Source organism: Polycladospora coralii, from assembly GCF_014773435.2.
Taxonomy (GTDB): Bacteria; Bacillota; Bacilli; order Thermoactinomycetales; family Thermoactinomycetaceae; genus Polycladospora; species Polycladospora coralii.
In genome coordinates this window covers 120,401-128,357 of the sequence record NZ_JACXAG020000007.1, presented here as the reverse complement: position 1 = coordinate 128,357, position 7,957 = coordinate 120,401, and the positions used below count along the sequence as shown (strand labels likewise).

5 protein-coding genes and 1 riboswitch are annotated in these 7,957 nt (G+C 41.2%); all 5 genes read right to left on the bottom strand.

What is annotated here, in order from left to right; genetic code table 11:
• Positions 1 to 223: 223 nt before the first annotated feature.
• The 5 genes from IC619_RS13700 to IC619_RS13680 all read right to left on the bottom strand — a co-directional run bounded on the left by IC619_RS13700 (position 224) and on the right by IC619_RS13680 (position 7,956).
• The gene (locus IC619_RS13700; RefSeq protein WP_191140563.1) at positions 224 to 1,312 is read right to left on the bottom strand and encodes a peptidase MA family metallohydrolase; all 1,089 of its coding nucleotides are present in this window, start codon (positions 1,310 to 1,312) and stop codon (positions 224 to 226) included.
• Between the two features lie 138 nt (positions 1,313 to 1,450).
• Complete coding sequence (locus tag IC619_RS13695; RefSeq protein ID WP_224749639.1) at positions 1,451 to 2,779, bottom strand: NCS2 family permease; 1,329 nt, start codon at positions 2,777 to 2,779, stop codon at positions 1,451 to 1,453.
• Between the two features lie 15 nt (positions 2,780 to 2,794).
• Positions 2,795 to 4,333 carry a glutamine-hydrolyzing GMP synthase gene (guaA, locus tag IC619_RS13690; RefSeq protein WP_191140564.1) on the bottom strand — a complete coding sequence of 513 codons (1,539 nt, stop codon included), beginning with the start codon at positions 4,331 to 4,333 and terminating at the stop codon, positions 2,795 to 2,797.
• A 121-nt stretch (positions 4,334 to 4,454) separates the two neighbouring features.
• A riboswitch (purine riboswitch) is annotated at positions 4,455 to 4,556 on the bottom strand.
• A gap of 29 nt (positions 4,557 to 4,585) precedes the next feature.
• Positions 4,586 to 6,817: a transglutaminase TgpA family protein gene (locus IC619_RS13685; protein WP_191140565.1), complete on the bottom strand. Its 2,232-nt coding sequence runs from the start codon at positions 6,815 to 6,817 to the stop codon at positions 4,586 to 4,588.
• Complete coding sequence (locus tag IC619_RS13680; RefSeq protein ID WP_191140566.1) at positions 6,814 to 7,956, bottom strand: DUF58 domain-containing protein; 1,143 nt, start codon at positions 7,954 to 7,956, stop codon at positions 6,814 to 6,816. The genes IC619_RS13685 and IC619_RS13680 overlap by 4 nt, the downstream gene beginning before the upstream one ends.
• Between the last annotated feature and the right edge of the window lies 1 nt (position 7,957).

The following is a 7,957-nucleotide window of genomic DNA, read 5'->3' as shown; positions in this document are numbered from 1 at the left end:
GCATGTATTAGGCATACCGCCAGCGTTCGTCCTGAGCCAGGATCAAACTCTCCATATAATGGTGAGCTTGTAAGCTCATATAAAAATTGAACAGGTCATGTGTCACTCTTTAGTTTTCAAGGAACATTTCAGTTGTTACCGCCTTATCGTGGCGACAAGGAATATAGTACCACGCCTCTAAATTTATGTCAACTGTTTTTGCACTTTTTATTACATAGCAGATTCACCAGCCGACTACATGTTCAAGAACTTGACTCGTACGCTCATTTAGCTCATCTTTTTTCGTTGCACTATCTTGATTCATATACGGCTTATTTGCCAGTTCTTCAAATATTTGTTGTAGTTTTTTTTCACCTACGCGATTTACCAAATGGTTAAACCAATAATAACAGCTCAAATAGTATCGATTTGCATCTTTTGCCGATAGTTTTTCTAAATCGGCTTCTTCCAGTTCAGGCACAGACCATACTTTGAGACTCGTAAATTGCTCAGGATGATCGTCATGTAAACCCGGAAGTAAGTGTGCCTCATAATACATTGCTGCTCCCTCTTGAAACCAGTATGCCGCATTGTCACGTGTCATTTCGCTTACCATTTGATGTGTCAATTCATGCACCATCCCAGCTGCAAAAGTTTTTGCATCTGTTAGTCCCCCGATAAATTTGATCGATTCTCCATGCTCATGCCATCCTCCCGCCCACAGAGGTAATGACATTTTAACCGAGTGCCTAAACATCTCAGGGCGATCATATATTTTAACCTCAACTAACTTCGGTTGCCAACCAAATTTTTGCTTAAACACAAACATAGCTCGCTTTAGTGTATCTAAGGCAATATGTGCTTGATCTTCTAAGCTTTCATTCATATATTTAACTGTGATACCATCCTCTTTAGTCGATAAAAACGGAAAATCACCATCTTTGAAGCCTGAAGCTGTTCGAACCGCTTTCATCATGTAATTGATACGATGGTTCCGCTTGTTTTTGTGGTAAGTTTCACTCACGCCTACGTGATATTCGTCAACACCTACTTTTTCTATGCTTTGTACTTGTAATCGAAAAGTATTTGGATCCATATACTTAATCGCGTCGTCAAACCATCGTTTTTGTTCTTGCACATAGTTTAAATTATGAAGGTCTATTGTCTTACGATAGCTAGACCATTTCTGATTATGAACCGCTTGTTGCTTTCGTTCAACTAATGCTACAATTTGTTGTTCATCTTCAGTTTGTTGATCGAAAGCTTGTGTTTGTTCAGGAAAACTTCCAAGCATCAGCAAACCGATCAGGATCGTGCAAAGCAAGCGTAGCATAAAAAATCTCCCCCTAATCTCAGACTCTCGTTTATGTTGAGATTAAGCAGGAGAAATTATACAACTTCCAAATTAGATATTTTTATAGGTGTTTCTATTTACGTGGAACTGTAAAGACCATTCCACACCCTTATCGTATTATATGCTCCCTAAAAAGATAAATCTCAGAACAAAAATGACGCCCAATACATATACAATTGGATGTACGTTTTTTCCTTCTCCAGCAAATACTTTACATAATGGGTAAAAGACAAATCCAATTGCGATTCCGTTCGCAATACTAAACGTAAGTGGCATCATAATAATCGTAAGAAAAGCAGGTATCGCTTCGGAAAGAGCATTCCACTCGATTTTAGGCAAGTTACTCGCCATGAGCACACCCACCACAATTAGGGCAGGTGAGGTAATAGCCGCTATGCCAGCAAACACTTCTACCAATGGGTAAAAGAAAAGTGCAGCCATAAAAAATAGTGCCGTCGTAACAGATGTCATCCCGGTTTTTCCACCCGAAGCAACCCCAGCAGACGATTCAATATATGACGTCACTGTGGATGTTCCCAGTATTGAGCCCCCTATTGTCGCAAAGGAATCGGTTAATAATGCACGGCCGCCGCGTTCTAATTTATTATCTTTAAGGAGACCCGCTTGGCTCGTAACACCGACTAGAGTACCCGCATTATCAAATAAATCAACAAATAGAAAGGCGAATATGATCGTAATAAATCCTAATTCCAAGGCTCCTATAATATCGAGTTGCATAAAAGTAGGTGTTATGCTTGGCGGCATCGCGACAAAAGAAGTAGGTATTGGTATAATTCCAGTGAATATACCTGCAAGTGCAGTAAACAACATACCAATAAAGATAGCGCCTTTTATTTTTCTGACCATTAATATAGCAGTCACGATGAGTCCGATTAATGTAAGCATAATATCAGGCGAACTTGTTAATCCTGCGTTTAAAGTAACAAATGTCGCTTCCGATGCTACAATGATTTGAGCATTTTTTAATCCAATAAAAGCGATAAACAATCCAATTCCAGCCGAAACCGCATATTTCATCCCAGGAGGAATCGAATTAATGATCAATTCTCGTACTTTTGTTACAGTTAGAACAAAGAAAAGAACACCAGAAATAAATACAGCTCCTAATGCTTTTTCCCAAGAAATCCCCATCCCTAGTACCACGGAGAATGCGAAATAAGCAATGAGCCCCATCCCCGGAGCAAGTGCGATTGGATAATTAGCTATGACCCCCATTAGAAAGGTACCTATTGCAGCCGCTAATGCAGTCGCAACAAAGACAGCTCCCATATCCATTCCTGTTTTACCCAATATAGAAGGTGCCACAAGCAGAATATACGCCATTGTAAAAAAAGTAGTCATTCCTGCTAAAAACTCGGTTTTAAAATTGGTATTTTGCTTCTGAAAACCAAAATACTGCGCAATCCCATCTGTTACCTTAGACATAACAACACCTCCTTATTACTCCCATTCAATCGTTGATGGAGGCTTAGACGTTACATCTAATACCACACGGTTTACATCATCGACTTCATTAATAATACGATTAGAAATACGTTCTACAATTTCATAAGGAATACGTGCCCAATCGGCAGTCATCCCATCAATAGAGGTAACCGCTCGAATTCCGACAGTATAGGCATAAGTACGTGCATCTCCCATTACGCCTACACTTCTGAAATCAGGTAGAGCGGTGAAATACTGCCATATTTCCTGATCTAAGCCAGCTTTCTTAATTTCCTCACGCAAAATGGCATCTGATTCACGGACGATTGCTAATTTGTCCGCAGTCACTTCACCAATTACGCGAATCCCTAGTCCGGGTCCGGGGAAAGGCTGACGCCATACGATTTCTTTAGGTAAGCCCAATTGTTCCCCTACTCGACGAACTTCATCTTTAAAAAGCGTATTCAGAGGTTCAATTAGTTCCATTTTCATATCTTCTGGTAGTCCGCCTACATTGTGATGCGATTTGATGGTTTGAGCGGTTTCAGTACCTGACTCTACAATATCGGTATAGAGCGTACCTTGTCCTAGAAAATGATGCTCCCCTAATTGATTGGACTCTTCTTCAAATACACGAATAAATTCAGTGCCGATAATTTTTCGTTTTTGTTCTGGATCAGTCACACCTTCAAGTAATGAAAGAAAGCGATCTTGGGCATCGATTTTGATGAAGTTCATCTCAAAATGCTTCGCAAACGTTTCTTCCACACTTTCCGCCTCACCTTTACGTAGTAAGCCATGATCTACAAACATACAAGTTAACTGATCTCCAATCGCTTTATGGAGTAAGACCGCCACAACGGAAGAATCTACTCCACCACTTAACGCACATAAAACTTTTTTGTCTCCCACGATCGTACGCACCTGTTCAATCTCTTCCTCTATAAACGTTTCCATACTCCAGTCGTCTGAGCTCTGACAAATGTCAAATAGGAAATGGCGAAGCATTTGATCCCCATTTACAGAGTGACGAACCTCTGGATGAAATTGAACAGCATAAATCGAACGCTTTGGATCACTCATCGCTGCAATCGGAGCTGATTCGGTTTTACCGTCCACTTGAAAGCCAGCTGGAGGGCTGACAACGACATCGCGATGGCTCATCCATACGAGTTGTTGTTTCTCCATCTCTTGAAATAGTCGACTATCTGATAGCAACTCAACATATGCTTTACCATACTCACGGTGTCCTGCTTGCTCTACCTTGGCACCAAAATGCGCCGCAATCAGTTGCATCCCATAACAAATCCCTAAGATTGGAATGCCTAATTCAAAAATGGCTGGATCACATGTCGGAGCGCCCTCGCCATAGACACTATTGGGCCCCCCAGAGAAAATAATTCCTTTGGGATTTAACTGCTGAATTTCTTCAGCAGAGGTATGATGAGGCATTAACTCACTAAATACGCCTAAATCACGAATACGTCTTGCAATCAGTTGATTATACTGACCTCCAAAATCGAGTACAATGATACGATCCATTTCTTTTTCCATGTCGATCCCTCTACCTTCTGTCTAAGATATAAAAAACGGAGTCCCTATACCGCATACGGCGATATAGGGACTCCGTTTCATTAAAAATGATTTTTGCACCATAAAAAAACCATTTTATACACCGAGAATTCCTATAGCTCGTAGTCCGGCTATTTACGGCAGCCAGGTAGAAACGTTCAGGCCATATCCCTGAATATATACAAGCATGATTTAACACAATACTAGTATGATAGCAAACCTTTTTGAGAATGGTCAAGGACGGAGTTGCTTTAGCACCATTTCCCACATTCGTTTTGCTTCTTTAGCATCCACCTTAATCTCTTCGGCACTATAATTCATTTGCTCGTATAGCTTCATACAATACTGAATTTCTGAAGTGAGATCATGCTGCCCTTTCACCAATTGATCACGAATGGTATCACCTCGGTCAGGCTTATGATGTAATGCCAACAAGCGCGCAAATTGCCATCTAAACCTTCGGTTGCTCCAAGGCAGATAAGCACTAAGCCGTAATCCAGACCATCTCAGTCGAGCTTGGTAGGATCTCCACAAGAAAAACACCAGAATAAGCAAGGAAATTAATACTAGCAAATAGAGCCAAATCGAGTGATACCACTGCCCAACTTCTACTGATTTACCCGTTTGGGATGCTGAAGCTTCTGTCCGCTCTTCTTCTAAAAAGCGGTTTGGTCTTTCATTCCTACTATTATCAACCGTACCTGGGGATAGATTAGTAGCAGGTGTATCCTCCTCCTGTCCTGTGGTGGGGGTATTGGATACCATAAGTGTCGATGGGACTGAAAAGCCTGGTGTCGGGTCAAACGGAATCCAACCCGCATCTCCAAAATAAACTTCCACCCAGGAATGGGCATTTTTATTTCTGACGGTTACCTCATATCTATTCGTCTGTTCATTATAATTGCTTTCACCGGAGGTAAAACCAATTGCCCAGCGGGCTGGAATATCAAGTGTTCGTAGCATCATCACCATTGAAGAGGAGAAATGGTCACAATACCCGCGTTTGCTTTGCAATAAAAAATGCGCGACAAAATCTTCGTTCTCTGGCGTTTCGCCAGCATTCAGCGCATATTGATAGGCTCCATTATACTCTAGAAAGTTTTCGATCGCTTTGACCCGATCATAACGATTCGTTTCATCTGCACTAACTGAACTTGCTAATTCCCTCACTTCTGCTGTCGGGAAGCCTTTCGGAATTTGTAAATAGAGATCCGTAGGGTCTATGAGCACCCCATTAACAGTAAAATCTTGCTCTCTCTTTTTATCTCGTAAAAAATCCACATCGTACTTGATATTAGAAGTAGTCATTGAATAACTCTTCAGTTTATCTCCGATTGTAAAATAAATACTGTTTACTTTAGAGTAATACAGTTGTTGTTTAGGCGGTGTATCCTCATCAATTTCCACCACATTTTTTAGGTAGTTCCCCGGTATAAACAACGTTTCGTATTGAGGTTTCATCCACTTGACGACCGCTCGGTTTTCCGTTTCCTCCCCTCCCTCAAATTTAGCAACTCCATTGTGTGGCGGTGGCTGATCGACAATTAAATCATCGATCGAGTAAATCCCACCTATCTTATCAAAGTCATAGGTTTCCCAACCGCGACCTGTATATTTGACAATTGATTCTCCACGCCAGTAGGCTAATTCGTCTACCGTAGCTTCAAATAAAATCGTATCGTCCAACTGCAGATTTCCGCCTAAATTGTCACTATCCCGACTATAGCCGATCTGCTTATGATCGCTATTTACCCCAATTAATTTCCCAGCCCCTTCTAGATAAACAATCGGATCTGGTCTCCATGTCATTTCTGGTTTGGGTAATATCGCAGCGATCACAATCGCTCCTATGAGTACAAGGGTCGCCCATCTGACGCCACCCGATGGGAGTTCATCTAACTGGGGAAGTGATTTTCGCAGTTGCCTATGGTGAGACCAAGCATAATAGAGACATAAATAGATAATCACGCGCATCCCCGCAGCTGTAACGTTATAATCTACATACATTTCCTGGATAACAAGATAGATCATGAAGGAAATCCAAACCATCCACATCCGTGCGGGTTGCCTAGTCATCTTGTCCAGTATCCCTACAAGTAAAGTAAGGGTCAACAGAATACTCATGGTATGGAGAAGGGGGTAATCTTCTACTAAAAAGCGGTTGATATCCAAGATTGAAATTTCCAACTTAAATTGGTCATAGATTTTCTTAGGAATCTGACTAAAAGTTGTCATATGCGCAAACAATCTGATGTAACACATGAAAAGGTATACCAAAACATAGTAGATGATACTTAGCCATGTGGAAGTAATACGCATACGAATGAGCAAAAGCAAACAAAACCCAAGTAAGAAATCCCCGAATGAATTAGAAAGAAACATATGTTGAAAGGGAAGGAGGATTTCAAATCCCAATATGACGATCAAGAAATACCGTATTACTTTCTCAGCAGTTGAATGCATCATCCTCTGATCACCCCTCGAAGCGCAAAGCCATGTTCATCTTGTTGTATATTCCAGATCGGAACGGACCCTGTAAGTTGCTTCGAAGCAGGTTCGTGTAACAAAAAAAGGTCAATCGTGGTCTTGGTCTGGATGCCTTGCACAAACTGATTCATTTCTTGATTTAAGTTCGCACTCACCACACAAAGATGACGCGCTTGTACCACATAACTGGATAAGGATTGAAACTTAATATCTGTGCTATCTACGGGTTGTATTTGTGTCAGCCTTTCCATCAATTGCTGGACATGACCTTTTGTACGGACCAACAATGAATCGATTGACTCCCCCACAAACACCACAGAAAAAGAACGTGCACGCTCAAAGAAATAGTGGGCAAGCGATGCCACAAAAGAGACGACAATTTCAAAATCTGCCTTCTTGCTACGTAGATCAAATAAAATCATACAAGAATGGCTTGAAGTAGCCTCTTCATCTAAGCGCACTTTTAAACCAAGACCGCGCGCTGAAGTTTTCCAATGGATCATCTGGAGCCGGTCACCCGATTGATAATCACGAATTCCGGTCGTTATCCCTCGTGGAGAACGTTTATGAATCATTTGCAAAGTCGTCTCTTGTCCCACTCCCTGCCACTCATATTGGAGTGGATAAATTTTGGGATATACCCAAATTTCATCATGTAGTGGTACCTGAAAAGACCGCTGAATGAGTCCAAACCGATCACCTTGTGTGACTTCTATACCACTAAAGTGATAAACCCCTCTTCGTAGATGATACAGCCCATATGTGCATAATTGTGTCTGGTTAGCAGATAAGATAAAGCACGTTGTTCCAATGGAAGATAGATGATGGATATCATTACAGTCCCGAATCATTGTCCAATAAAAAGGAATATATCGTTTCTGATGTATCGAGATGGAAATACGTAAGGAATCTCCAACTGTTACACGCTGATGAGAAAGCGTTCTCTGGACTTTGGTATTCGATTTTTTGAGTAAAAAAACGCCAGTCGCATACAAAACGATGATGAATACACTATAAAAAAAGAAGCTGGCAATGGCTCCCCCTATGAGTATAAATGCTCCCCCACAGATTGTAACAAGCACCAATAGGCGGACCAAAGATCGTTTTTTATTTAGCAAA